The following is a 23,040-nucleotide window of genomic DNA, read 5'->3' as shown; positions in this document are numbered from 1 at the left end:
CCGCGCGTTGCCGCCGGAAACCGCAATCCGTCAAGGAAACCCGACCATGATCCGTCCGCTCTCCATCGCCCTTTTCCTCGCCCTCTTTCTCGCCAGCTTCGCCGGCGCCGCATCGGCGCACGATTACAAGCTCGGCGACCTGATGATCGAGCATCCGTGGGGCCGCGCCATCATCGCCAGCCGCCCGGCCGGCGCCTTCCTCACGATCGTCAATCACGGCGCGGCCGACCGCCTGGTCGGCGCCCGCTCGCCGGCCGCCGAGAAGGTCGAGATCCACACCCATATCAACGACAACGGCGTCATGCGCATGCGCCGGATCGAGGTCGTCGACATCGACATGCACCAGACAGTGGCGCTGCAGCCGGGCGGCCTGCACCTGATGCTGTTCGGCCTCAAGGCGCTGCCGGCCGACGGCGAGATGCTGCCCGTCATGTTGCGCTTCGAGAAGGCGGGCGAGGTCGAGGTCATGGTCAGGTTCGAGAAGCCGACGACCACGTCGGGCGGCGATACGGGCCACGACATGAAGTCGATGAAGCACGACCACGGCAACATGAAGACGACCGACTGACGCGTCCGCCCGACCGGCGCCGGCCGCGCCTGAGGAATCCGTCATTCAGGAAAATGAAAAGGGAACCCTCGACCGGCCGGCGCGTTCTGTTGGGGAATGCCGCGCCGCCAGCGGCCCCGTCACGGGTGCCGCGGCGCCGGACAGTCTCCAGCAGAAAGGGAGAATTACATGTTTGGTAGTCACAAGCTCCGCACCTTCGGCATGGCCAGCGCGATCGCGATCGGGGTCGGCATGGCCGGCTCGGCAATCGCCGCGGACATGCCGAAGAGCGTCCATCCGCTCGACAAGCCGACCGGGGCCAGCGAGGTCGCGGAACGGCTCCAGGAACTCGGCTTCAAGGATGTCGGCACCATCGAGCATAGCGGTAACATCTACCGCTTCGACGCCATGTGGGAAGGCGAGTGGGTCAAGCTCTCGGTCGATGAACGGGATGCCTCGATCACCCGTGTGGGAGCTGGCGAGGCGATTGCCACCGGCGGCGTGATGAGCGCCGAGAAGGTCCGCGACGAGCTGCAGCGCCTCGGCTACGAGAAGGTCAGCGGCATCGAGCAGAGCGGCGACGTCATCCACGCCAAGGCCAGCAAGGGCGGCGAGCCCTATACCCTGAAGATCGACGCCCGCAACGGCGAGGTCATGCGGGTCGCGGGCGCCAGCGCGATCAAGGCGGAAGGCGCGATTACCCCGAGCCAGGGCGCGATGGGCGAGACCTACTTCAAGAGCGAGCTGTCGAAGCTCGGCTACAGCGACGTGCGGAACGTCGAGAAGAAGGGCGGCGTCTACGAGATGCAGGCCCGCATGGGTGGCCAGTGGCAGGACATCAAGGTCGACGGCAGCACCGGCGCCGTGACCAAGGTCAACTGATCCGCAAACACGCGCGGCGCCCCCTCGGGCGCCCGGCAGACGGAACGGCCGCGGGTTCGCCCGCGGCCGTTTCTTTTTGGGCTCTTGCATGTCCTTCCCGGGATTTGACGGACGCGGCAGGGCATGATTGGCTGCTCCTGTCTGGAGCCGTTGCCGGGAGAGAACCGGTGCCACAGCAGATCGAGACCATCCGGGTCGACGCGCTCGCCGGTCCGCCGGGGCCGCTGCGCGATGCCACCGACACCGCACTCGGCAGGGCGGCCGAGGCGCTCGGCTTCCTTGTCATCACCGGCGCACCGGTCGCGACGCTGACCGAGGCCGGCAGACGGGCCCGGCTGCTGCGCCTCTTCGATTTGCCGGCGCCCGAGAAGCGCCGCCTGACCAATTCGAAACATGCGCCGGAAAACGACAACCGCTACCGCGGCTATTACGCCTATCGCCGGCCCGGCGCGCCCTGCTTGCTGGAAGGCCTCGATATGGGCGGCGGTGACGGCCCGGCGGCGGCGGCCGACGATATCGAGGCACTGCTGATGGAGCACAACGTCTGGCCGGCCGACGCCCTGCTGCCCGGCTGGCGGGCGGAGGCCGAGGCCCATTACCGCGACATGGAAGCCTTCGGTCATCTGCTGATGGCCTCGCTGGCCCGCCACCTCGGCCTCGGCGGCGACTATTTCGAACCGTTCTTCGGCGGCGGCTCGTCGACCCTCCGATTCCTGCAAGGGCTCCCGCCCGATCTGCCCGAGGCGGCTATCGACGACCGCTACCGGGCAGCCGACGGCGGCCTGCTGGCGACGCCGGCGCATCGTGACTCCGGCGTGCTGACGCTGCTCTGGCAGCCCGGGGGGCTCGAGGCCCAGGCCCCCGACGGGCGCCGGCTTGCCGCCCCGGATATCGACGGCGCGCTCAACGTCAATTTCGGCGACTGCCTGGAGTTCTGGAGCGGCGGCCGGTTGCGGGCGACGCCGCACCGGGTTCGCGCCCAGGCGCTGCCCCGGCAATCGGTGCCGTTCTTCTTCGAACCCCGCTTCGATGCACTGATTGCCCCCATGCCGGGCGCCCGCCCTGCGCCGGCGATCCGCTACGCCGATCACCTGATCGAAAAGATGCGGCTGTTCGGCACCCACGCAACGGAACCGCGAAGCCGCAACGCCTAACCGGTGACGCGATTAAATGGCTACATAATCGCGGAATATTTTACATTTGAATCACTTTTAAAATTCCCGCCGCCGCCCAAGTGATTGAAAAACAACAGATCATGCCTTGGCATGGTTCCTGCGTAACCATTCCCTCGCAGATAAGAAGACCGATGCGAAATCAATAATCAATAAACAGATAGGGACACGGCATGATCACGACAACGCTCTCCACCGGTTCCACGACCTGGTCGCCGCGGCGGCTGTTCGCGGCGCTCGCCATCGCGATCGCGCCGCTGTTCGCCGCAGGCCAGGCGGGCGCTGTCGTCAGCCAGGTCGGCATCGACGCCTTCGGTCCCGACACGGTTCAGGGCGGGCCGCCGCTCAGCCCGGGCAACCTGACAATCGTCGGCCACAATGTCGTCAACGACGGAACCGTTTGGGGCCCGGCATCCAATCCGGGTGTCAGCAACATCATCTTCGACCTGCGCCTGACCCTGAACTTCGCCGCACCGGTGACCCGGGTCGGCTTCTACTACGGCGGCAACCAGTCCAACAGTTCGCCGGTCAACATCAAGCTTGGCGGCACGACCAACGGCAGCTTCATCGTCACCAGCCAGTTCGGTCCGCCGGACGGCATCAACAACTGGATCTTCTACGGCTTCGAGGATACCGGCGGCATCGACGCCGTGGTCTTCGACTGGGAATTGAATAACGAATTCGCCGTCGGCATCCACAGCATCATCTACGAGACGGACGTGGTCGAGACCCCGGCGCCGGCCGCGCTCGGCCTGTTCGGGCTCGGCCTCATCGGCCTCGGGCTGGTCCGCCGCAAGCGCGGCTGATCGCACGAGCCTCACGAACGGCGAACGGCGACCCTTGGGGTCGCCGTTTTCGTTTCTGCCTTCAGTCCTTCGGCGGTACGCCGCCGTCTTCGCCATTGTCCCGCGCCCGCCGGATCTCCACCGGGGTCCGCATGATGATTTCCCGGTGCGGGAAGGGGATGGCAATGCCGGCCGCCTTGAAGGCATCCCAGCAGGCGAGCAGTACCTGGCCGCGGATATTGGTCAGGCCGCGCTGCGGATCGGCGATCCAGAAGCGCAGCACGAAGTCGAGCGACGATTCCCCGAAGCCGGTCATCCAGCAGACCGGCGTGGTGCTCGACTGCACCCGGTCGACCGTCTTCGCCGCCTCGATGGCGAGGCGGGTGACCTCATGCGGATCGCTGTCGTAGGACACGCCGAATTCCACGTCGAGGCGGATCAGGGTGTCGGAGAAGGACCAGTTCACCACCTGGCCGGTGATCAGGTCCTCGTTCGGGATCAGGTATTCCTTGCCGTCGCGGGTCACGACCGAGACGAAGCGCGCCTGCAGCGAGCGGATCCAGCCGAAGGTCTCGCCGAGCGAGATGGTGTCGCCCGGCTTGATCGACTTGTCGAGCAGGATGATGATGCCGGAAATGTAGTTCGAGACCACCTTCTGCAGGCCGAAGCCGACGCCGACGCCGACCGCGCCCGAGAACACGGTGAGCGCGGTCAGGTCGATGCCGAGCGTGGTCAGCGCGGTCAGCCCGGCAAGCACCAGCAGCAGCGACTTCACCGTTTTCGACAGCAGGACCTGGATGCGGGGCGTCAGGTCGGCACTGCGGTTGAGCAGGGTCTCGACCAGGTGACCGAGCGCGACCGCGCCCCAGAACAGGAGCCCGAACAGCACCGTCGCCTTGAGCGCCGCCAGCAGGCTGATCCGGCCCTCGCCGAGATCGAAGCCGACGGCGTCGAGCAGGCGGAGCGTGGCGTCGAGCGAGCCGGTGATCTCGAGCGCGACGATCGCCCAGACGATGGCGGCGACGACGCGGGCGAGAAGGCGGTTGCGGATCACCCGCGAGGCGACGGTGATGACCAGCCAGGCGGTCGCCAGCATCGCCGCGACGGTGATGAAATAACTCCGGCTCGGCCAGGTGACCTCGCGCATCGCGGCGACCGTGAGCCAGAGCAGGATCGTGGTCGCGAACCAGGGCATCCGGCGCAACAGGATCGCCAGCACGCGGAGCAGCCGTGGCTTTCCGCGGATCTCGCGCAACCGCGGTTCCAGCCGCCGTTCGATTCGAGCGCCGACGAACAGCCCGAGTACGAGGATTGCCGCGATCACCGCGAACTGGATGCCGGTCCAGGGTTGCAGCACCGCGGCGAGAAACTCCGAGACCAGCGCCCGCAGGGTCTCGAAGCCGGCCAGGAAATCGGTCTCCCGGTCCATGCGCGCCCTCCTCTGCCGCCATTAGGCATGCGATCGCGGCGGAAGGCAATTCGGGCGACGTGCCGACCGGCACGGGGAGTCACGCGCCGGTCAGCCCCGCGTCGCCGGCGGCCCGACCCAGGAAGCGCCTGGCCCGACGCCGCTTCAGCCGGGACATCGCCCCCCGGCGCGCCTATCATCGGCGGCCGGGGGGGGCATTGGAAACGCGACGGAGGGTCACGATGATCGTGCGCATCTGGCGGGGCTGGACGACGCCCGCGAACGCCGACGCCTACGAGGCGCTACTGAAGGGCGAGGTCTTTCCGGGCATCTTCGCGAAACGGGTCGACGGCTTCGAGGCAATCGAACTCCTGCGCCGCGACGACGGCGACGAGGTCGAGTTCACCACGCTCATGTGGTTCCGCGATCTCGATGCGGTAAAGGCGTTCGCCGGCCATGATTACGAGGCCGCCTACGTACCGGTGGCGGCCCGCCGGATCCTGAAACGGTTCGACGACCGCTCCCGCCACCACGAGCGGCGCGCCCGGGAAGTCCCGGAACAGCGCGAGACGGGGAAAGGCTAGTCCGTGTCCTCGCCGAGAAAGGCGCCGACGCTCGCATGGAGCGCATGGCGCTGGTTCTCCATCGGCAGCGAATGGGTCGCCCGGCCGATCAGCAGATAGCGGCGTTCGGCCGCCCGTTCGAGCCGCCCGAAGACCGCCAGCCCCTGGTCCGGCGTTGTCTCGTGGTCCCATTCGCCGACGACGATCAGGGTCGGCGCCTCGATGAGCCCGGGGTCGTAGGTCGGCTTGCCCTGCTGCCAGAATTCCGCGACATCCTTGATCACGCCGGTGGGCGCACGCAGGATCGGCGGATCGGTTTCGACCGAGGCCGGGTCGCTGGCCACGGCCCGATCGGCCCAGGCCTCGATATGGCCGGGCGGGGCGATGGTCGCCTGCTGCGCCTTGGTCAGCCCGAGGCGCCAGCGCGCGGCGGCGGCTTCGGCGTTGGTCAGCCGGTAGGCGCCGCCCGTCGCGCCGACCGCGATGCCGCGCCCCTCGACACCGATCCAGAGCGCCCCGAGCATGACCAGCCGCGAGATCCTCCGCGGAATCTTCGTGGCGATGCCGCCGGCGATCGCGCTGCCCCACGAATAGCCGATCAGCGACAGTTTCGAGATGAAGCGTTCGGCGAGAATGTAGTCGATGGCGAGCAGCACCGTCGCCTCCGCCTCGGCCGTATCGACGATCGGCGGATTGGCTTCCGGCGGAGCCTGCATCGCTGGCGGGCGGTCGGAGCCGCCATAGCCCGGCAGGTCGATGCACCAGGCATCGTAGCCCTGCTCGGCCAGCACCTCGAGCCACGATCGGCCGTCGATCGAATAGTCGAACGTCACGATCGACGGATAGGTCGCGCCATGAATGCAGAGAACGGTGCCCTTCGAACCATCGGTCCGTCGGGTATTCCTGAGCAGCACGTTGCAGCCCGGCACGCTGCTCTCGACGAAATGATCCCAGGTTTCCAGGCCGCTCATTCCTCAATTTACCTCCGGATTGCGTAACGATCGCATTCTTAGCATTATCAGCGCTCGAAATGCATCCGCATGACGGGTTCCGACCGATATGCAACCGGCCGAGCCAATAATCAACAAAGGCGCTGTCTATGGAGGCCAAGACCTCGCGGATGTCGGACGGGAACGATCCGCGTCCCGGCGCCCGCGAGCTGTCGCCTGATTCCGCGCTGGAACTCGCGGTCATCGTTCCGACCTTCAACGAGGCGGGCAATGTGGAAGAACTGGTCCGCCGCCTCGATGCCTGTCTCGACGGGCGGCGCTGGGAAGTCATCTTCGTCGATGACGACAGCACCGACGGCACCGCCGACGCGGTCCGGGCGATCGGACTGACCGATTCGCGGGTGCGCTGCCTGCAGCGAATCGGCCGTCGCGGGCTTTCGTCCGCCTGCATCGAGGGCATGCTGGCGACGGCGGCGCCTCTGGTCGCTGTGATGGACGGCGACCTGCAGCATGACGAGGCGCTGCTGCCGCGGATGATGGCCAAGTTCGCCGACCCGGCAGTCGATATCGTCGTCGGCTCCCGCTATGTCGACGGCGGCGGCGTCGGCGACTGGGATTCCCAGCGGGTCTTCATCTCGCGGGCCGCCACCTGGCTTGCCCGGCGCCTGACCAAGGTTTCGCTCAGCGACCCGATGAGCGGCTTCTTCATGCTGCGCCGCCCGATCCTGCTCGCTCTCGCCCCCGGGCTTTCGGGAATCGGTTTCAAGATCCTGCTCGATATCCTGTCGACCGCGAAGACGCCGCTCCGGGTTCGCGAACTGGGCTTCCAGTTCCGCACCCGGCATGCCGGGGAAAGCAAGCTGTCCTCGGCGGTCGCCTTCGAATATCTGGCGATGCTGGTGGAGAAGACCTTCGGCGCCTATATCCCGGCCCGCTTCGTGATGTTCTCCGTCGTCGGCGGGCTCGGCGTGTTCGTTCACATGGCGGTGCTGTACGGCCTGTTCCGGGTCCTCGAGCAGAACTTCGGGCTGGCCCAGACGGTCGCGACGCTGGTCGCGATGACCTTCAATTTCGCGCTCAACAACCTGCTCACCTATCGCGACCGGCAGCTCAGGGGCTGGCGCCTGCTGACCGGCTGGCTGTCGTTCTGCCTCGCCTGCAGCGTCGGTGCGATCGCCAACATCGGCGTCGCGGTCTACCTGTTCGAGGATTTCGACACGCTGTGGATCTGGTCCGGCCTGGCGGGCGTGCTGGTCGGTGCCGTGTGGAACTACGCGGTGACCTCCGTCTACACCTGGAAGGCAAGACGCTGAGCGCGGAGACGACCGGGACGGCGCGACCGGCCGCCAGGGTCGGCCGCCTGCTGCTCGACCGCCCGTTCATCCTGTTCGCGATGATCCTGGCCGGCGGGCTTGCCGCGCGTGCGGTCATGATCGGGATCGGCCTCTGGCGGGACGAAGGCTCGACCTATTTCGACGCCATGGCCGGCGGCTTCTCCGACCTGCTCGCGACCGTTGCCTGGAGCGAGCTCAACCCGCCGGGCTTCTACCTGCTGATGCGCGGCTGGATCGAACTGGCCGGCGCGGGCGAGATCGCCATGAAGATACCGGCGACGCTCTTCGGCCTCTTGCTGCTGCCGGCGCTCTATTGCCTGGCCCGGGCGGGCGCCTCCGGCCGGGTCGCGACGGCGGGCGGACTGCTCGCCGCCTTCTGGGCGGCAACGGCGCCGGAAATGATCATCTATTCCCATGAGGCGCGGCCCTACAGTCTTTCGGCTCTGCTGGTGATCGCCACGGTCGCCGCCTTCATCCGCGCCGCGACCGTCGGAAGCGCCGGCCGCTGGGCACTGTTCACGCTCGCCGCCACGGCGCTGCTGTACGTGCAATATACCGGCGTGATCCTGCTTGCCGTGCTGGCGGGCGTCGCCGTCGGGCTGCGGCTCGCCCGGATCGGCGCGCCCGACCTCGGCCGCATGGCGATCGCCGGCGCCGCGATCTGCCTCCTCTTCGCGCCCTGGTTCCCGATCTTTCTCGACCATTACCGGACCGGCCTGCCCTGGAGCGAGTCGCTCGATCTCGCCGCGCGGCCGCGGCTCCTGCTCGACAATCTCGCCTACATGCTGCCCTGGGCCGGGGACTGGGTGCGGGTCGCGGCGGCACTGCTGCTGCTCGTGCTCGCCGGCGAGGCGTTCCGCCTGCTGCTTCGACTCCGGCGGCGGACACCCGCCGAGACGGCGCCCGCCGAGGTCGCGCTCGCGGCCCTTCACCTGGGCGGCCTCGGCACGCTGGTCGCCGACGCGACGATCGGCCATTCGGGGGCCTACACGCTTCCCTTCGCGCCGATCCTCGTCGCCTATTTCGCGGTTCGGGGAACGCGCGCGCTGGCCGGCCTGCCCCTGCCGGTATCGGTCCGGGCACCGGGTCTGCTGGCGCTCGCCGCCGTCGGCGCGCTCGCGCTGGCCTGGCCCGGGCTGCAATATGTGAAGCAGACCCGCGGCATGGCCCAGTCGGGCATCCGGAGCTTCGCCGCCTCGCTCGACGACGTCACGCTCCGGCAGAGCCTGATCGTGCTGGCGCCGGACTATCTCGGCCCGACCTTCGGCTATTACATGCGCAACCGCCCGGCCAGCTATCGCGGCTTCACCCGCTGGACGCACCCGGAGATCTTCACCCCGATCGATTATGCGGAGATCTGGGACGAGACCGACACCGTGAGCGAGGCGATGGCCCGGATCGAGGCGCTCGCGCCGCGTTTCCGGACGCTCCTTTTCGTCCTCGACATGCGCGTCGACGGGCCAAGCGGCCAGATGCACTACGAGCACAGCCTCGAGCTCCGCGACGCGCTGGGCAAGCGCTATGCGCTCGAAGCGGTCGAACGCCATGCCGGGCGCATGGAAACCGTCGAGGTGAGGCGCTTTGACCTTCACGGGGCGGTCCGCTCGCCGTAACGTGGCGCCAGATTCGCCATCCTGATCGCGGAGAGGACATGAACAGGCAGGACAACAAGGTCGCCATCGTCACCGGCGCCGGCAGCGGCGTCGGCCGCGCCGTGGCGCTGGCATTGCTCGGCGCGGGCTACCGGGTGGCCATTGCCGGGCGGCGCATGGCGGCGCTCGATGAGACCCTGGCCGAGGCTGGCGAGGGGCGCGAACGGGCGCTCGCCGTCGCCACGGACGTCACCGATCCTGAGGCGGTCCAGGCGCTTTTCGAGAAGACCAGGGCGGTGTTCGGCCGGCTCGACCTGCTGTTCAACAACGCCGGTTCCGGCACGCCGCCGATGCCGCTGGAAGATCTCAAGCCGGAGGACTGGCGCCGCGTCGTCGACGTCAACCTGTCGGGCGCCTTCTACTGCACCCAGGCTGCCTTCCGGCTGATGAAGGCGCAGACCCCGATGGGCGGGCGGATCATCAACAACGGCTCGATCTCGGCGACCTCGCCCCGGCCCTATTCGGCGCCCTATACCGCGACCAAGCACGCGATGACCGGGCTCACCAAGTCGACCTCGCTGGACGGCCGGCCGTTCGACATCGCCTGCGGCCAGATCGATATCGGCAATGCCGCCACGCCGATGACCGAGCGCATGCCGCAGGGCGTGCCCCAGGCCGACCTCTCGATCAAGGCGGAACCGGTGATGGACGTCGCCCACGTGGCGAGCGCGGTGCTCTACATGGCCTCGCTGCCGCTCGACGCCAATGTCCAGTTCATGACCGTGATGGCGACCAAGATGCCGCTGATCGGCCGCGGCTGAGGATGCGCCCGTGAGTGCCGACGGCGAGATCGCGATCTATGTCGACGGCGACGCCTGCCCGGTGAAGAACGAGATCTACCGGATCGCCGAGCGGCACCGGCTGCCGGTACACGTGGTCTCGAACAGCTGGCTCCGGGTGCCGGACAACCCGCTGTTCCAGCTGCATTCGGTGCCGATCGACCCGGACGCCGCCGACGACTGGATCGCCGAGCGCGCGGGCCCGGGCGCGCTCGTCGTCACCGCCGATATCCCGCTCGCCGCCCGCTGCGTCAGTGCCGGCGCGACGGTGATCTCGCCGACCGGCAAACCCTTTGCCGAGGGCAATATCGGCATGGCGCTGGCGATGCGCGACCTGAACGCCCACCTGCGCGAAACCGGCATGCTGACGCCGGGCGGCGCGGGCTTCACCAGGGCGGACCGGAGCCGCTTCCTGAATGCGCTGGAGAACGCGCTGCAGAAGCTGAAGCGCGGACGTTAACGCTCGATCCACCCGGCCCCTTCCGGCCGGGACAGGCCCTCGCCGCAACCAGCGACCCGGCCCGCGACGGTCGCGATCCAGTCCTTCGCGGCGGCCATGTCGCGGAACACCGACACCGGCACCGGGGCCTCGTCGCCGTTCGCGTCCGGGCGCATTTCGCAGAGCGTCATGAGCATGCGGCCAAGCCCGAAAACGGCGAGCCCCCCGGCCACCACCGAAACCGAGCGGAGGCCGTCGAGCGACGTGCGTTCGGCAACGGCGCGCACGGTATCGGCATCGGCGGCCAGATGATCGACGGCACGCAGATCGAGCACGAGATGAACCGGGGTCTCGCGCCGTTCGGCGTCGATCGTCTCGCGGCAGGCGCGGATATCGTCCTGGCTGACCTGGCCTTCGCCGATGCAGACGAAGGCAGCCTCGGATTCATCACTCAGGTAGCGAAATGGCATGGCGGTCCGGCGGTGTTTCGGGACTGACGGACCGGGCCGGCGATGGCCCGGTGGTGAGCGGCACGGTTTGCTGACCACCTGGTCAGATTTTGCCGCGCCGGGCTCAATATGGGATTCCAGGCGCCCTGTACAGGGGCCTCGCGATATCGTGACAATGGCCCGCACGATCGCCGGGATCGTTGCCAGCGCCGCCGGGCGTCGATAAACAAACGGTTGGTCGGCTCGGGAAAGAAGCCACAACGAGGGAGGAACGGATGGTCGAACGCGCCATGCTGAAGGACAAGGTGGTCGTCGTGACCGGCGCCGGCCGGGGCATCGGCAAGGGCATCGCGACGATGGCCGCGGCCTATGGCGCGAAGGTCGTGGTCAACGACCTGGGCGGCTCGGAAGGCGGCGACGGGGCCGACCGGATCCCGGCCCTGGAGGTGGTTAGGGAAATCCGCGACAACGGCGGCGAGGCGGTCGCCGACTTCGGCAATGTCGCGACCGACGGCGCCGCGATCGTCGAGACGGCGATCCGCGAGTTCGGCCGCATCGACGGCCTCGTCAACAATGCCGGGATCCTGCGCGACCGCATCTTCCACAAGATGTCGGAGGAGGAGTTCGACAGCGTCATCGCCGTCCATCTGAAGGGCAGCTTCAACACCGCGCGGGCGGCGGCGACCCATTTCCGCGAGCAGGGCTCCGGCGCGATGGTGCACATGACCTCGACCTCGGGCCTGATCGGCAATTACGGCCAGGCCAACTACGCCGCCGCCAAGCTCGGCATCGCCGGCCTGTCACGCTCGATCGCGCTGGACATGTCGCGCTACAACGTCCGCTCGAACTGCGTCTCGCCGTTCGCCTGGAGCCGGCTGATCGGCACCATCCCGATGGGCACCGAGGCCGAGCGCGAGCGGGTCGCCAAGATCCAGGCGATGACGCCGGAGAAGATCGCGCCGCTCTGCATCTATCTCCTGAGCGACGAGGCGAAGGAGATCACCGGCCAGATCTTCGCCGTCCGCAACAACGAGATCTGCCTGATGAGCCAACCGCGCCCGGTCCGCAACCTGCAGACCTCCGAGGGCTGGACGCCGGAAAGCGTCGCCGACCGCTTCGCGCCGGCGGTGCGCAGTTCGCTGACGCCGCTGGAGCGCTCGGCCGACGTCTTCTCCTGGGATCCGGTCTGAGGAAGCAGCCATGGCGATCGACTACGACAAGCTGATGAACTGGCCGTTCGAGCCGCTCGAACACCGTTACAGCGCCCGTGACAGCATTCTCTACGCGCTCGGCGTCGGGCTGGGTTCGGACCCGCTCGACACCGACCAGCTCCGCTTCACCTACGAGGACGGCCTGGCCGCGCTGCCGACCATGGCGGTCGTGCTCGCCTATCCGGGCTTCTTCCTGAAACGGCCGGAATTCGGCGTCGACTGGGTGAAGATCCTGCACGGCGAACAGGGGATCGCGATCCACAAGCCGATCCCGGCCGAGGCGACGGTGATCGGCGAGACCCGCTTCACCGGCATCGTCGACCGGGGCGCGGACAAGGGCGCGCTGCTCTATTCCGAACGCAAGGTCTACGAGAAGGCATCCGGCGACCTGCTGGCGACGCTCACCTCGACCACCTTCGCGCGCGGCGACGGCGGCTTCGGCGGCCCCGACGGCCCGACGAAGAAGCCCCATCCGTTGCCCGACCGGGCGCCGGACGCGACGGTCGAACTGCCGACGTTGCCGCAGGCGGCGCTGATCTACCGGCTGTCGGGCGATTTCAACCCGCTGCATGCCGATCCGGCGGTGGCCCGCGCCGCCGGCTTCGCGCGGCCGATCCTGCACGGCCTCTGCACCCTCGGCGTCGCCGGGCACGCGATCCTGAAGCAGGCCTGCGGCTATGACGCGAGCCGATTCCGCAGCCTCGAACTGCGCTTCTCCGCGCCGGTCTATCCGGGCGAGACGATCCGGACCGAGATCTGGAACGAGGGCGACGGCGCCGTCGCCTTCCGCGCCCGGGTCGTCGAGCGCGACGTCGTGGTGCTGAACAACGGCCGGGCCGAGATCGCCGGGTAGCGTGCCGCGATCCAGCCCCGACCCGGATACTCCTCCGGCGGCTTTGCCGTTACACTCCGGTCCCAGGACCAGCAGAAGGCGAGGAACCGGACCGAGATGGCGGACAACGAGAAACGCGACGCACCCTTCCCGAGCGCGTCGGAGGACATGAAGCGGGCCCGCCACCGGGCGGGCAGCCGGCAGACCGAGGCGAAGAGCTACGAACTCGCCTATGCCGACATGGACTTCATGATGCGCGACGAGCTGCGACCGGTCCGCCTGCAGCTCGAGCTGCTGAAGCCCGAACTGGTCCTGCAGGAACACAACATCCGCTCGACCATCGTCGTCTTCGGCAGCGCCCGGACGCCCGACCGGGAAACCGCCGAGGCGGCGCTGGCGGCGGCCGAGAAGGCCGTCGAGAGCGGCGACGCCGATGCCGACGAGGCGCTGGCGAGCGCCCGCCGCCAGCTCGACTTCAGCCGCTACTACGAGGAGGCGCGGCGCTTCGCCCGCCTGGTCTCGGAGCCCGGGGCGGAAGCCGGCCCGCACAACCACGTCATCGTCACCGGCGGCGGCCCGGGCATCATGGAGGCGGCCAACCGCGGCGCCAGCGAGGCCGGGGCCGACAGCATCGGCCTCAACATCGTGCTGCCGCACGAGCAGGCGCCGAACCCCTACATCACCCCGGACCTCTGCTTCCAGTTCCACTATTTCGCGCTCCGCAAGATGCATCTTCTGATGCGTTCGCGGGCGCTGGTGATCTTCCCCGGCGGCTTCGGCACGATGGACGAGCTGTTCGAGACCCTGACCCTGATCCAGACCGGCAAGATCCGCCCCATGCCGGTGCTGCTGTTCGGCGAGGAATACTGGCGCAAGGTGATCAACTTCGAGGCCATGGTCGAGGCCGAGGTGATCGGCGCGAAGGACCTCGACCTGTTCCGCTTCGTCGAGAGCGCCGAGGAGGCCTGGGCGATGATCAAGGCCGCCTTCGTCCGCGCCCGGCGCGAGCACGCGACGGAATAGCCGGCCAGCGCGGGCGAAGGCTCAGGCCGCCCGGCGCGGTGCCGCGTTGACGGTCAGCAGTTCGGCCCAGCGGGCGCGGACGCGGGCGACATTCGCCTCCTTGACCGGGCCGTAGCCGCGGATCTCGTCGGCGAGGCCGGCGATCTCGACGGCCCGGGCATGGCTGTCGGGCGAAAGGTCGGCGAGCAGGCCTTCCACGATCGCCCGGTATTCGCCGATCAGCGCCCGCTCCATGCGCCGTTCCGCGCTTCGCCCGAAGGGGTCGAACGCCGTCCCGCGCAGGCGCCTGCCCTTCGCCAGCAGCGTCATCGCCGGCAGCAACCAGCGCCCGAAAGCCATCTTCGCCGGGCGGCCGAGGGCGTCCCTCCTTCGCGAGAGCAGCGGCGGGGCCATGTGGAAGGCGAGCCGGTAATCGTCCTCGAAGCGGTCCCTCAGGCTCGCCTCGAGCCGGCCGTCGGTCATCAGGCGGGCGACCTCGTACTCGTCCTTGTAGGCCATCAGCCGGTAGAGACCCTGCGCGACGGCCCGCGTCAGCGCCTCCCCGCCCGGCTGCTCGGCCTTCTCGGCCGCCGCGACGCGGGCCATGAAGGCGCGATAGCGGTCGGCATAGGCGGCATCCTGGTAATCGGCGAGGCTCGCGGCCCGGCGGGCGATCATCGCCGCCGCGTCCTCCGCGACCGGTGCCGCCTCGATCCCGGCGGCGCGAAGCACGGCATCCGGGTCGTGCGCCATCAGCCGGCCCCAGGCGAAGGCCCGGGCATTGTCGGCCGTGGCGACGCCGTTCAGTTCGATGGCGCGGTCGAGCGCGGCCTCGGAAACCGGCACCAGCCCCTGCTGGAAGGCATGGCCGAGCAGCATGACATTGGCGAAGACCGGATCGCCCATCAGCCGGTGGGCGAGGCGCCCGGCCGCGACCGCGCTGACGCGGCCCTTGCCGGTCGCCGCCTCCAGCGCCGCCAGCCGGCCGTCCACGTCGACGCGGGCGGTCGGGTTGCGCAGCATCTCGGCGGTCGGGATCTCGGCCGAATGCGCGACGATCCGGGTCGCGCCGGGCCGGCAGGTGGCGAGCGCCGCCCGGTCGGAGGCGACCACGAGGTCGGCGGCGATGACGAGGTCGGCCGCGCCCTCGTCGATCCGCGCCTGGTGGAGCGCCGCCGGATCGGCGCCGAGGCGGACGTGGCTCAGCACCGCGCCGCCCTTCTGGGCGAAGCCGGTGAAGTCGAGCACGCGGGCGCCCTTGCCCTCCAGGTGCGCGGCCATGGCGATCAGCGCCCCGATGGTGACGATGCCGGTGCCGCCGACCCCGGCAACGAGGATTTCCCACGGCCGGTCGAGCCCGCGCGCCGCCGGTACGGGCAGCGCCGCGAACAGCGCCGGGTCGATCTCGGCTGCGGCGGGTTTCCGCAGGCGCGCACCCTCGACGGTGACGAAGCTCGGGCAGAAGCCCTTGAGGCAGGAGAGATCGACGTTGCAGGCTGCCTGGTCGATCTGCCGCTTGCGCCCGAGCGGGGTCTCGACCGGCTGCACGGCGAGGCAGTTGGACTGCACAGTGCAGTCGCCGCAGCCCTCGCAGACCGCCTCGTTGATGAAGGCCCGCTTCGGCGCCTCGGGCACGGTTCCGCGCTTCCGCTTGCGGCGGAGCTCGGTCGCGCAGGCCTGGTCGTAGATCAGCACGGAGGTGCCCCGAACCTCGCGCAGTTCGCGCTGCACGGCGTCCAGGTCGTCGCGATGGTGGATCGTCACGCCGTCCGGCAGGCCGGCACGGGCGCGGTACTTGTCCGGCTCGGCCGCGACCAGGGCGATCCGCGTCACGCCCTCGGCCCGGACCTGGGCGGCGATCGCCGGCACCGAGAGCGTGCCGTCGACCGGCTGGCCGCCGGTCATCGCGACCGCGTCGTTGTAGAGGATCTTGTAGGTGATGTTGACGCCGGCGGCGATCGCCTGGCGGATCGCCAGCAGGCCGGAATGGAAATAGGTCCCGTCGCCGAGATTCTGGAAGACATGGCCGTCGCCGGTGAACGGCGCCTTGCCGACCCAGTTGACCCCCTCGCCGCCCATCTGGATCAGCGAGGTGGTCGAGCGGTCCATCCACGACGCCATGAAATGGCAGCCGATGCCGGCAAAGGCCTCCGAACCCTCCGGCACCCTGGTCGAGGTCGAATGCGGGCAGCCCGGGCAGAAATAGGGCAGCCGCTTCGCCCCGTCGCCGGTCGGGCGGGCATGCGCGACGTCGGCAAGCGCGGAGCGATCGAGCGCGATGCCCGGCAGCGCGGTCTCCAGCACGGGCGCGAGCAGGCGCGCCAGCATCCGCGGGCGAAGCTCGCCACCCTCGGGCACCAGCGCCTTGCCGGCCCGGTCCCGCTTGCCGAGCACCGCCGGGCGTTCGCCATCCGGCAGGCCGTAGAACAGCTCCTTCACCTGTCGTTCGACCAGCCCGCGCTTCTCCTCGACCACGACCAGCGTGTCGAGGCCCCGGGCGAACTCGGCCAGCCCGCGGCCTTCCAGCGGCCAGACCAGCCCGACCTTGTAGAGCCCGATCCCGGCCGCCTCGGCGCCCGCCCGGTCGAGGCCGAGCCGGCGGAGCGCCTCCAGCGCGTCCTGGTGCGCCTTGCCAACGGTGACGATGCCGATGCGCGCCCGCTTCGGCCGCCAGACCGCGCGGTCGAGCGGATTGGCGCGGGCGAAGGCGAGCAGCGCCTCCCGCTTGGCAAACAGCCGTTCCTCGATCTGCGGGCCGGGCAGGTCCGGCCAGCGGATGTTGAGCCCGCCCGCGGGCGGCATGTAACCGTCCGGCAGGGCGAAGCGGGGCAGCGGCTTCAGCGGCACGCTCGCGGCGCTTTCAACCGTCTCGGAGATCGCCTTGAAGCCCACCCAGGCGCCTGAGAAGCGCGAGGCGGCGAAGCCCCAGAGGCCGAAATCGAGATAGTCGGCGACATCGGCCGGGTGGATCACCGGCATGCCGAAGGCAATCATCGCCTCGTCCGACTGGTGCGGCATCGAGGAGGAGACGCAGCCATGGTCGTCGCCGGCGACCGCGAGCACGCCGCCACGGGCCGAGGAACCGAAGGCGTTGCCGTGCTTCAGCGCGTCACCGGCCCGGTCGACGCCCGGTCCCTTGCCGTACCAGAGCGCGAAGACGCCGTCCGCCGTCGCGCCCCGCGCGCCCTCGACCTGCTGGGAGCCGAGCACCGCGGTCGCCGCGAGATCCTCGTTCAGCGCTGGCAGGAAGCGGATGTCATGATCCTTCAGATGCCCGGCCGCCTGCCACAGCGCCTGGTCGACACCGCCGAGCGGCGAGCCGCGATAGCCGGCGACGAAACCCGCCGTGGCCAACCCGTCGCGGCGGTCGAGCGCGCGCTGCATGAGCATCAGCCGGACCAGCGCCTGGGTGCCGGTCAGGAACACCCGGCCGTGCTCCCGCCGGTAGCGGTCGTCGAGACCGTAGGCCCGGTCCAGCAGGGTGCCCCAGCGGTCTTCCGGCTCGGCGATATCCATGTCCGTCCCGTCCTTCCCGCCCGCGACCCGCACGGGCGCTGTTGGCAGTCACGGACACGAGTCTAGGCCGGTCTCGGCGAAAAAGGCTTTCTATCCAATCCGTCCGGACATAGGATTTCGGATATTTTTCGCGAGTATGCGCCGCATACTGAAAGGATTATTCGGCAATCATGATTCTGGAGAAATCGGATCGGCGCATCCTCGCCGCCCTGCAGGAGAATTCCCGGCTCACCAACCAGCAGCTGGCCGAGCGCGCCGGGCTGTCGGCGGCGGCCTGCTGGCGGCGGGTCAAGGCGCTGGAGGAGACGGGCGTGATCCGCCGCTATACCGCGCTGCTCGACCCGAAGAAGGTCGGCCAGGGCGAATGCGTCTTCGCCCATATCAGCCTGGAGCGACATACGATGGAAACGACCGAGGCCTTCGTCGCGGCGGTCCGGCGCCACCCGGAGATCCTCGAATGCTACGCGACCACCGGCGAGGCCGATTACCTGCTCCGCGTCGTCGTGCCGGAAATCGCCGCCTACGACCGCTTCCTGCGCGACTTTGTCTTCCAGCTTCCCTGCGTCGCCCGGGTGCATTCCAACTTCGCGCTGCGCGAGGTCAAATGGGACAGCGCCCTGCCGGTGGGGGAGGAGGCGATCCGGGAAAGGTGACGATAACAAGATTAATCGCATCGCTTTCTATGGGGTAATGCCCATTTGGCAAGCCCATCATGATTAGTCGGCGGAACTCAATCATCTTCCGCGCCTTGATTTACGAGGAGAGTTCTTCGACTTACGATTGAGATTGAATGCAGCGTTTCCAAACTCGCGCACATCATCCCAATCGAGATCGAGGCCATCTTCTAGCTGATGCGCCATTTCGATTGGGGTGTATCCCCTTGACATACGGTGAATGAATTCCCACCTATAGGGCATAAGGAGAACATCCAATGCCCAAGCCGACGACAGTCCGTGAATTCTTCAAACTCTTCCCCGATGATGCGGCCTGCCTTCAGCATCTGTTCGACGTACGCTTCGGCCAGGGCCATGTCTGCCCCCGTTGCGAACGTGAAGCCAAGTGGTATCCGATAGAGGCCGAACGGGCGTTCTCCTGCCAGTGGTGCGGCAATCACCTGCACCCGACTGTCGGGACCATCTTTGAGAAGTCTCGCACCCCGTTGCAGCTCTGGTTCTATGTCGTCTTCCTGTTCACGACGACCCGGCATGGCGTGTCTGCCAAGGAAATCCAGCGCCAGACCGGCGTGACGTACAAGACGGCCCATCGCATGGGCCACAAGATCCGCGAGCACATGGCTGAGATCGACGGAGAAGACCCGCTTGGCGGTGTCGGCCATACCGTCGAGATTGACGAGACGATGGTTGGTGGCGTCCGCAAGGGCAAGCGCGGTCGCGGCGCAGCCGGCAAGACCGTTGTCCTCGGCATGCTGCAGCGTGACGGCGCGGTTATGGTCAAGGTGGTCCCGAACGTCCGCCGCTCGACCTTGCAGCCAATCATCGAAGCCAACGTCCGCAAGGGCTCCTACGTCGATACCGACGAACTGGCCTCCTACGACAATCTGTCAGCGCTCGGCTACGACCACGACACCGTGAACCACAGCGAAGGCCGCTACGTCTCAGACGAGGGCGTGACCGTCAATTCGATTGAGAACTTCTGGCGGCACCTCAAGTGCTCGATCAAGGGCACGCACACCAGCGTTTCGGCGAAGTACCTTGAGCGCTACGCCAAGGAATTCGAGTACCGCTTCAATCGTCGGAAGCGTTCCGAGACGATGCTGTCCGAGCTTCTTTCGACCTATCCGACGCGGGACGCTTGATCACCTTCTCAAGCTTCTCTAGGTCACCGGGAGCGTCCTTCTCGTGTTCCCGGATGAACTGCTTGAGCTTGCCTTCTTTCAGGGCTTTTCGAAGCGTTATCATCGGCTACGCTCGCCAGAATCCACCGGGCGAAGATGACCCCGGTCATCTGGTTCTGAATGTGCAAGTTCCCATATCAAGTCATTCATCATGCTCATTGCAGATAGCGCCTTCGTCAGCGACCACAGAGATAAACCGACAACTACTGCAAGAATGATGCGATCAGACCAAAGCGGCAGCGGGAGGAGTACGGACACAAGAGCCGCGCCGCTCGAAACGGCTGACAAAACCAAGATCGCATGAACCGCGTCAACAAAAAACAGATGATCACCGAGAAGATCGTGACGCCGCAAAAATGCGGCGAACCATCCGGTACTCAGAATTTCATATATTTTGGAGAATGCGCCCCAGCCCAACGCAAGCAGCAGGCCATCAAACGCAAGAAATCCCGTGAAAACCGTTGTTGCGATATCCCACTTTTTCTCCCACCAATAAGATTCTGGCATGTACCATGCCACGACGGTGCCGACGGCAAGTCCCAGGAAAAGCCACCACGGGACAATCGCGCGCACGCCATTTCGATCGTATGATTCACTCACGTTCTTAAAGAATGCCGTGAGAAATTTAGGGCGGCTGTCCATACCTAGCCCCCGTAGAAACGCCGCAGAGCGCTAGCCACTTGACCGCCTAAAAAGGTGTCCTGTCCGTTATCTGGCTCGAACATTACGCGTACGAAATGAGGCTTCTGTTGCTCGGCAAGGTTCTTGTGCCTGTCATCATGAAACCGTGGTTTTGGAACATGCGCAATATGACCATCTGGAGTGCGCCCCCTGAAACCACGCTGGCCATAGCCAACCTCTGAAAGTTCATTTGCTTCTTGAATTATGCCGCCATTCGGTTGCATCGATTGCCCCTCTGGCGGCAACACTTTCCCGGCATCTTTCCATACATTTTCGCGCTTCATGGCCTCAGACCGCCTCTCCGCAAATGCCGAAGCCGAAATCGGGTTAAGTGGCGCGATCGTATACGAATATTCTTTGAGTTCCCACTCATCGAGCCAACGCTCAATATCTTCCGGATCGCCGTGGTGAACCTCGAAACTACCGTCGCCGTCGTGGACCGTTTGCATGATAGTCCGAAAGGCTCCTATAGCCTGCCGGGCGGAAATCTGTTCATCGCCTGATCGATCTTCTATCGCCATGATGCCTCGTTCCGGTAACGCCAAGACCGGTGCAAACCTGATATGTGGATCGGCTACGAGTTGAAGGGTCCGTGTTCGGGTTTGGCTGTCGTACTCTGTTTGAATACGAACACCAGCTCGAATGCCAACAGACCACGTCAAACAAATCTCGCCGTCAGACTCGAATTCATTCGGCTCCATGATCAGGGCATTTGCTTGCGGCCTGTCCGCACGAAGCCGCCCATGCGGCAGCCCATTGCCCTGTTCTTCGTTCAAAAACTGTCTCTGGCCATGTACGTCTAGGGCCTGTTCTTGAACCGCCATGCGATACCGACAGAATATATATGGTATTGACCGCGCCATTTTCCCCTCCCGTTTTACGGGAAGGGTATCCGGGATTCTCGCGTCAGGTCAATGCCGACTTACGTATGCTGAGGGGATACACCCCTTTCGATTAACTTCAATACATGAGCGCGGAATTCTCGATTTGTAAATGAATGCTCTACTGCTTTGAATTCCCCACTATATGATCTCTGAACAAATGTAATATTGTTCTCATCTTGTTTATGATATCCGTGAGTGACAATATCTCGCTTGGCACCACCTCGAATCCAATTGAGTGCACCTAATATCTTGTCCCGTTTGGGGTGATCGCTCCGACCAACGAGATCAGCGAGTAACTGGGCCTTACGGCCATACATCATTCCTGATGTGATGAGGTGGGCCTGCTCCGGAGTAACACTTAGGAAACGATAGATAGCGAAGTCGGTTATTAAATCGACCGCCGCCCACACACCATGGAATGTTGCAAGACCTTCCTTAAAGGATAAATTCAGTTTCCTTTTTGGCTCGTCGTTATTTGGATCTATCATGTTAAAATCTCCGATAGAGAATGCCTAACTAGTAGCCGATAAAATCCAAGGGGGCGCCTTAGCTGAGGTCTCCGCAGCCGCCCGATCCCATGCACCAGCGACTCTCTACTAAATAAATCAAAACTCTTTCTATTGGATCAAATTGAAGTTTGTGCATTTGTGCGAATGAATGGCGAGTTTCATTCAGTCACCGCAATAAAAGTCATATTGTTGTTGGAGACCGAACAGTGAGGTTGCCCGGTACCCTGATGGTTGGGCAATACATCCAAATCAGGTGGTGCCCGAAGCAACACTAGCGTTCACTGCCATCGTACTCATCAAGTCGCAAACCAATGACCGCCGTTAATGACCCGAGATGCAAGGGCCGGGATCAGCCCCCTCATCCGACCCGCCGACTCGCGATCTCCGCGCCGTCCCTGAGTGTCCGCAACTTCGCCCAGACGATGTCGCCGGTGAGCCGGCCCATCCCCGCCGAGGTGTCGAAGCCGCAATCGGTGCCGGCCTGGATGCGGGCCGGGTCGCCGACCGCTTCCGCCGCGCGTTCCAGCCGTTCCGCGACCACTTCCGGATGCTCGACGAAGGCGCTGCAGGTGTCGATGACGCCGGCGATCAGCGTCTGGTCGGGATGCAGCGGCAGGTCGCGGAAGACCCTGATCTCGTGCTGGTGGCGCGGGTTGCCGAAGGGCAGCATGATCGCGCCGACATCGGCCTCGAGGATCGCCGGCAGGATCTCCTTCAACGCCACGTCGCGGTCGTGTGGGCTCTCGTAGTTGCCCCAGCAGGCATGCAGGCGCACGCGGTCGCGCGGCACGTTCCGGAGCGCCCGGTTGATCACCGCCACCACCTGGCGGACGAAGGCGACGAATTCGCCGAGCGGCCGGTCGGCATAGCCCACATGGCGTTCCAGCGCCAGGTCCGGCGCGTCGATCTGCAACATGAAGCCGTGCGCGATGGCCGCCTCGTATTCGACACGGAGCGCCTCGCCCAGCGCCTCCAGGTAATCGGCGTCGCTGGCGTAGAAGGCGTTCTTCATCGCGCTCGCGACGATGCCGGGCGACGGCGCGGTGATGAAGGCGTCGGCGAAGGCGTCCGGCCCGGCCGCGTCGAGCGCCGCGCGGAAGCCGGCGATCTCGGCCAGGTTCTCCTCCGGCGCGATGTGGCGCACGGGACCGACCGCCATCGGCGGCTGGAACAGGCCGACCGCCTCCCTGCCCTTCAGCGCCGCGGCCCGGGCGGCGGCGAATTCCGGGTAATCGGCAAGCTCGCGCTGGGCCGGCCGGATCCAGCCCGAGCCGAAGCCCGACATCCGGCGCCGGACATAGAGGAAAAAGGCCTCGCGGAGCTGCTCCCCGTCGGAGGGGATGTCGACGCCGGCCTCGCGCTGGCGGCGGACGATGTCGAGGGTCGCCGCCTCGCCCGCGGCATCGAACGCGGCCTCGTCGATCGCCTCGCCCCGGCTGCGCGCGACGTGAAGCGCCACGAGCGCCTTCGGGCGCGGCAGGCTGCCGGCATGGGTCGTGAGAATGCGCACAATCCGCCCCTCCCCCCTGTCAGGATCCGAGGGTATCCTGCGCGGCTGCTACCGCAAGCGGAATTCGACCCCGATCACAC

General features: G+C 66.6%; 22 protein-coding genes. 14 read left to right on the top strand and 8 right to left on the bottom strand.

Features of this window, described 5'->3' with window-relative positions; genetic code table 11:
• The first annotated feature begins 46 nt into the window (after positions 1-46).
• From OCH7691_RS05335 to OCH7691_RS05320, 4 genes are all read left to right on the top strand, one after another.
• Positions 47-568 carry a copper chaperone PCu(A)C gene (locus OCH7691_RS05335; protein ID WP_085882336.1) on the top strand — a complete coding sequence of 174 codons (522 nt, stop codon included), beginning with the start codon at positions 47-49 and terminating at the stop codon, positions 566-568.
• Between the two features lie 168 nt (positions 569-736).
• Entirely contained in the window at positions 737-1,429 is a 693-nt protein-coding gene (locus tag OCH7691_RS05330) for a PepSY domain-containing protein (RefSeq protein ID WP_139839523.1), read from the top strand.
• 167 nt (positions 1,430-1,596) lie between these two features.
• Positions 1,597-2,583, top strand: coding sequence for a 2OG-Fe(II) oxygenase family protein (locus OCH7691_RS05325; RefSeq protein WP_085882334.1), 987 nt, complete (start codon positions 1,597-1,599; stop codon positions 2,581-2,583).
• Between the two features lie 191 nt (positions 2,584-2,774).
• On the top strand, positions 2,775-3,407 hold the full coding sequence (locus OCH7691_RS05320) for a PEP-CTERM sorting domain-containing protein (RefSeq protein ID WP_085882333.1): 633 nt from the start codon (positions 2,775-2,777) through the stop codon (positions 3,405-3,407).
• A gap of 61 nt (positions 3,408-3,468) precedes the next feature.
• On the opposite strand, the gene OCH7691_RS05315 is transcribed toward OCH7691_RS05320, so the two are convergent.
• On the bottom strand, positions 3,469-4,815 hold the full coding sequence (locus tag OCH7691_RS05315; RefSeq protein WP_085882332.1) for a mechanosensitive ion channel family protein: 1,347 nt from the start codon (positions 4,813-4,815) through the stop codon (positions 3,469-3,471).
• A 221-nt stretch (positions 4,816-5,036) separates the two neighbouring features.
• Here OCH7691_RS05315 and OCH7691_RS05310 point away from each other — a divergent pair, with 221 nt between their 5' ends.
• Positions 5,037-5,378, top strand: coding sequence for an antibiotic biosynthesis monooxygenase family protein (locus OCH7691_RS05310; protein ID WP_085882331.1), 342 nt, complete (start codon positions 5,037-5,039; stop codon positions 5,376-5,378).
• Here OCH7691_RS05310 and OCH7691_RS05305 read toward each other — a convergent pair.
• Positions 5,375-6,328, bottom strand: a complete 954-nt coding sequence (locus tag OCH7691_RS05305; protein WP_085882330.1) for an alpha/beta hydrolase — start codon at positions 6,326-6,328, stop codon at positions 5,375-5,377. The genes OCH7691_RS05310 and OCH7691_RS05305 overlap by 4 nt on opposite strands.
• Before the next feature lie 149 nt (positions 6,329-6,477).
• On the opposite strand from OCH7691_RS05305, the gene OCH7691_RS05300 reads away from it, so the two are divergent.
• From OCH7691_RS05300 to OCH7691_RS05285, 4 genes are read left to right on the top strand one after another with little or no spacing between them, the layout of a single operon-like run.
• Positions 6,478-7,620 (top strand): glycosyltransferase family 2 protein, encoded by a 1,143-nt coding sequence (locus tag OCH7691_RS05300; protein ID WP_085883516.1) that lies wholly within the window; start codon positions 6,478-6,480, stop codon positions 7,618-7,620.
• Positions 7,572-9,254 (top strand): glycosyltransferase family 39 protein, encoded by a 1,683-nt coding sequence (locus OCH7691_RS05295; protein ID WP_085882329.1) that lies wholly within the window; start codon positions 7,572-7,574, stop codon positions 9,252-9,254. The genes OCH7691_RS05300 and OCH7691_RS05295 overlap by 49 nt, the downstream gene beginning before the upstream one ends.
• A gap of 38 nt (positions 9,255-9,292) precedes the next feature.
• Positions 9,293-10,054 carry an SDR family oxidoreductase gene (locus OCH7691_RS05290; RefSeq protein WP_085882328.1) on the top strand — a complete coding sequence of 254 codons (762 nt, stop codon included), beginning with the start codon at positions 9,293-9,295 and terminating at the stop codon, positions 10,052-10,054.
• A gap of 10 nt (positions 10,055-10,064) precedes the next feature.
• Positions 10,065-10,532 carry a YaiI/YqxD family protein gene (locus OCH7691_RS05285; RefSeq protein ID WP_085882327.1) on the top strand — a complete coding sequence of 156 codons (468 nt, stop codon included), beginning with the start codon at positions 10,065-10,067 and terminating at the stop codon, positions 10,530-10,532.
• Here OCH7691_RS05285 and OCH7691_RS05280 read toward each other — a convergent pair.
• Positions 10,529-10,981, bottom strand: coding sequence for an STAS/SEC14 domain-containing protein (locus tag OCH7691_RS05280; protein WP_085882326.1), 453 nt, complete (start codon positions 10,979-10,981; stop codon positions 10,529-10,531). The two genes, OCH7691_RS05285 and OCH7691_RS05280, sit on opposite strands and share 4 nt — an antisense overlap.
• 269 nt (positions 10,982-11,250) lie before the next feature.
• Here OCH7691_RS05280 and OCH7691_RS05275 point away from each other — a divergent pair, with 269 nt between their 5' ends.
• From OCH7691_RS05275 to OCH7691_RS05265, 3 genes are all read left to right on the top strand, one after another.
• Positions 11,251-12,150: an SDR family oxidoreductase gene (locus OCH7691_RS05275; RefSeq protein ID WP_085883515.1), complete on the top strand. Its 900-nt coding sequence runs from the start codon at positions 11,251-11,253 to the stop codon at positions 12,148-12,150.
• A 10-nt stretch (positions 12,151-12,160) separates the two neighbouring features.
• Positions 12,161-13,024, top strand: a complete 864-nt coding sequence (locus OCH7691_RS05270) for a MaoC/PaaZ C-terminal domain-containing protein (RefSeq protein WP_085882325.1) — start codon at positions 12,161-12,163, stop codon at positions 13,022-13,024.
• 96 nt (positions 13,025-13,120) lie between these two features.
• Positions 13,121-14,026, top strand: a complete 906-nt coding sequence (locus OCH7691_RS05265) for an LOG family protein (protein WP_085882324.1) — start codon at positions 13,121-13,123, stop codon at positions 14,024-14,026.
• Between the two features lie 21 nt (positions 14,027-14,047).
• Here OCH7691_RS05265 and OCH7691_RS05260 read toward each other — a convergent pair whose 3' ends face one another.
• A complete protein-coding gene (locus OCH7691_RS05260) occupies positions 14,048-17,521 on the bottom strand; it encodes an indolepyruvate ferredoxin oxidoreductase family protein (RefSeq protein ID WP_085882323.1) in 3,474 nt (1,157 codons plus the stop codon).
• Positions 17,522-17,691: 170 nt separating this feature from the next.
• Between OCH7691_RS05260 and OCH7691_RS05255 the strand changes: the two genes are divergently transcribed.
• Both OCH7691_RS05255 and OCH7691_RS05250 read left to right on the top strand, forming a co-directional pair.
• Positions 17,692-18,174, top strand: coding sequence for an Lrp/AsnC family transcriptional regulator (locus OCH7691_RS05255; RefSeq protein ID WP_085882322.1), 483 nt, complete (start codon positions 17,692-17,694; stop codon positions 18,172-18,174).
• A 278-nt stretch (positions 18,175-18,452) separates the two neighbouring features.
• A complete protein-coding gene (locus tag OCH7691_RS05250) occupies positions 18,453-19,337 on the top strand; it encodes an IS1595 family transposase (RefSeq protein WP_085882321.1) in 885 nt (294 codons plus the stop codon).
• A 99-nt stretch (positions 19,338-19,436) separates the two neighbouring features.
• Here OCH7691_RS05250 and OCH7691_RS22845 read toward each other — a convergent pair whose 3' ends face one another.
• The 4 genes from OCH7691_RS22845 to OCH7691_RS05245 all read right to left on the bottom strand — a co-directional run bounded on the left by OCH7691_RS22845 (position 19,437) and on the right by OCH7691_RS05245 (position 22,960).
• Positions 19,437-20,018, bottom strand: a complete 582-nt coding sequence (locus tag OCH7691_RS22845; protein ID WP_139839521.1) for a hypothetical protein — start codon at positions 20,016-20,018, stop codon at positions 19,437-19,439.
• Positions 20,019-20,020: 2 nt separating this feature from the next.
• Positions 20,021-20,833, bottom strand: coding sequence for a hypothetical protein (locus tag OCH7691_RS22840; protein WP_139839520.1), 813 nt, complete (start codon positions 20,831-20,833; stop codon positions 20,021-20,023).
• A 146-nt stretch (positions 20,834-20,979) separates the two neighbouring features.
• Entirely contained in the window at positions 20,980-21,429 is a 450-nt protein-coding gene (locus OCH7691_RS22835) for a hypothetical protein (RefSeq protein ID WP_139839519.1), read from the bottom strand.
• A gap of 379 nt (positions 21,430-21,808) precedes the next feature.
• Positions 21,809-22,960 carry a cobalamin-independent methionine synthase II family protein gene (locus tag OCH7691_RS05245; protein ID WP_085882320.1) on the bottom strand — a complete coding sequence of 384 codons (1,152 nt, stop codon included), beginning with the start codon at positions 22,958-22,960 and terminating at the stop codon, positions 21,809-21,811.
• Positions 22,961-23,040 lie beyond the last annotated feature (80 nt).

Source organism: Oceanibacterium hippocampi, assembly GCF_900172325.1.
Lineage (GTDB): Bacteria > Pseudomonadota > Alphaproteobacteria > Sneathiellales > Sneathiellaceae > Oceanibacterium > Oceanibacterium hippocampi.
Note: the sequence above shows the minus strand (reverse complement) of the source record. Positions and strands in the feature narration are given on the sequence as shown.

Coding starts and splice junctions, on each gene's coding strand:
- OCH7691_RS05265 (WP_085882324.1), top strand. CDS start 13,121: ATGGCGGACAACGAGAAACGCGACGCACCCTTCCCGAGCGCGTCGGAG.
- OCH7691_RS05315 (WP_085882332.1), bottom strand. CDS start 4,815: ATGGACCGGGAGACCGATTTCCTGGCCGGCTTCGAGACCCTGCGGGCG.
- OCH7691_RS05255 (WP_085882322.1), top strand. CDS start 17,692: ATGATTCTGGAGAAATCGGATCGGCGCATCCTCGCCGCCCTGCAGGAG.
- OCH7691_RS22835 (WP_139839519.1), bottom strand. CDS start 21,429: ATGATAGATCCAAATAACGACGAGCCAAAAAGGAAACTGAATTTATCC.
- OCH7691_RS22845 (WP_139839521.1), bottom strand. CDS start 20,018: ATGGACAGCCGCCCTAAATTTCTCACGGCATTCTTTAAGAACGTGAGT.
- OCH7691_RS05260 (WP_085882323.1), bottom strand. CDS start 17,521: ATGGATATCGCCGAGCCGGAAGACCGCTGGGGCACCCTGCTGGACCGG.
- OCH7691_RS05280 (WP_085882326.1), bottom strand. CDS start 10,981: ATGCCATTTCGCTACCTGAGTGATGAATCCGAGGCTGCCTTCGTCTGC.
- OCH7691_RS05270 (WP_085882325.1), top strand. CDS start 12,161: ATGGCGATCGACTACGACAAGCTGATGAACTGGCCGTTCGAGCCGCTC.
- OCH7691_RS05275 (WP_085883515.1), top strand. CDS start 11,251: ATGCTGAAGGACAAGGTGGTCGTCGTGACCGGCGCCGGCCGGGGCATC.
- OCH7691_RS05320 (WP_085882333.1), top strand. CDS start 2,775: ATGATCACGACAACGCTCTCCACCGGTTCCACGACCTGGTCGCCGCGG.
- OCH7691_RS05250 (WP_085882321.1), top strand. CDS start 18,453: ATGCCCAAGCCGACGACAGTCCGTGAATTCTTCAAACTCTTCCCCGAT.
- OCH7691_RS05300 (WP_085883516.1), top strand. CDS start 6,478: ATGTCGGACGGGAACGATCCGCGTCCCGGCGCCCGCGAGCTGTCGCCT.
- OCH7691_RS05310 (WP_085882331.1), top strand. CDS start 5,037: ATGATCGTGCGCATCTGGCGGGGCTGGACGACGCCCGCGAACGCCGAC.
- OCH7691_RS05330 (WP_139839523.1), top strand. CDS start 737: ATGTTTGGTAGTCACAAGCTCCGCACCTTCGGCATGGCCAGCGCGATC.
- OCH7691_RS05290 (WP_085882328.1), top strand. CDS start 9,293: ATGAACAGGCAGGACAACAAGGTCGCCATCGTCACCGGCGCCGGCAGC.
- OCH7691_RS05335 (WP_085882336.1), top strand. CDS start 47: ATGATCCGTCCGCTCTCCATCGCCCTTTTCCTCGCCCTCTTTCTCGCC.
- OCH7691_RS05305 (WP_085882330.1), bottom strand. CDS start 6,328: ATGAGCGGCCTGGAAACCTGGGATCATTTCGTCGAGAGCAGCGTGCCG.